At 45.0% G+C, this 1,708-nt stretch carries 1 protein-coding gene; it reads left to right on the top strand.

Going from position 1 to position 1,708, the window contains the following annotated elements; translation table 11 throughout:
- On the top strand, positions 1 to 1,708 hold a 1,708-nt coding region (locus VXQ92_RS16870), incomplete at both ends, for an amidohydrolase (RefSeq protein ID WP_416682594.1).

Below are 1,708 nucleotides of genomic sequence, written 5' to 3'. Positions count from 1 at the left end.
AAATGGTCGACGCGTTATACCGGGTCTAAATGACAGTCATCTGCATATTATTCGTGGTGGTCTAAATTACAATATGGAACTGCGCTGGGAGGGTGTGCCATCCGTTGCCGATGCATTACGCTTACTCAAAGAACAAGCAGACAATACGCCAGCTCCACAATGGGTTCGTGTAGTAGGCGGTTGGACTGAATTCCAGTTTGCTGAAAAGCGTTTACCGACTTTAGAAGAAATTAATAAAGCTGCGCCAGATACTCCAGTATTCGTTTTACATTTATACGCCAGTGCTATGCTCAACCGAGCTGCCCTTGATGTATTAGATTTTAATAAAGACACACCGGACCCGCCGGGTGGCAAGATTGTAAGAGATGAAAAAGGTGAGCCAACAGGACTGCTGCTCGCAACGCCATCCGCTATGATTTTATATTCGACCTTAGGGAAAGCACCGAAATTGCCAGTTGAAGACCAAATCAACTCAACTCGTCATTTCATGCGTGAATTAAACCGATTAGGTATTACTTCAGCAATTGATGCAGGTGGTGGCGGTCAAAACTATCCTGAAGATTATGATGTGATTAAGCAATTGCACGATCAAAATCAAATGACAGTGCGAATTGCTTATAACCTATTTGCTCAAAAGGCAGGCCAAGAGCTTGATGATTATCGCCGTTGGACAGAAATGACATTCCCGGGCGATGGTGATGAATTATTTAGAATGAATGGAGCAGGTGAGAACCTGACGTGGTCAGCGGGTGACTTTGAAGACTTCTATGAGCCACGTCCCGATTTACCAGAAAAAATGGAAGGTGAACTCGAAGCCATCGTAGAGCACTTGGCTGAAAAGAAATGGCCATTCCGTATTCATGCAACCTATGATGAAAGTATTAATCGTTTGCTCAATGTATTTGAGCGCGTCAATTCAAAACAGCCATTCGCAACTCGATTTATTATTGACCATGCCGAAACTGTATCTGAGCGTAATATCGAACGTATTGGTGCGTTGGGTGGTGGTATTGCCATTCAACACCGTATGGCATATCAAGGTGAGATTTTCGTAAAACGCTATGGTGCCGAAGCTGCCCAAGCAACGCCACCCGTTAAGAAAATGTTAGAACTCGGTGTTCCTGTGGGTGCGGGAACGGATGCGACTCGTGTGGCCTCTTATAACCCTTGGGTGTGTTTGTATTGGCTGACTACAGGTAAAACAGTAGGTGGGTTACCTTTGTATGATGAAAAAAATCTATTAGACCGTCAAACAGCGCTTAAACTCTGGACTAAAGGTTCGGCTTGGTTCTCAGGTGAAAAAGATGTCAAAGGTTCACTCACAGCAGGGGAACTTGCTGATCTGGTGGTATTGTCTGATGACTACTTCAAAGTTGAAGCAGAAGATATCCAATGGATTGAGTCTGTACTCACTGTTTTAGGTGGAAAAGTGGTGTACGCAGGGGCAGAGTTTAAGCAAGATGATCCGCCGTTACCGCCAGCATCTCCAACATGGTCGCCAGTAAAACGCTTCGGTGGTCAGTGGCGTTTATCCGAGAATCGTAATGCGCCTTCCAATCAATCATTACAGTCACAAAGTGCATTGTGTGAATGTGCTAGCAGCTGTGGAATGCATGGACACAGCCACGCTTGGATGCTTGATATTCCTGTAAATGATAAGGACAAAAAATCTTTCTGGGGCGCACTCGGGTGCTCGTGTTTTGCATTT

This window comes from Acinetobacter sp. 228, from assembly GCF_048147885.1.
Note: the sequence above shows the minus strand (reverse complement) of the source record. Positions and strands in the feature narration are given on the sequence as shown.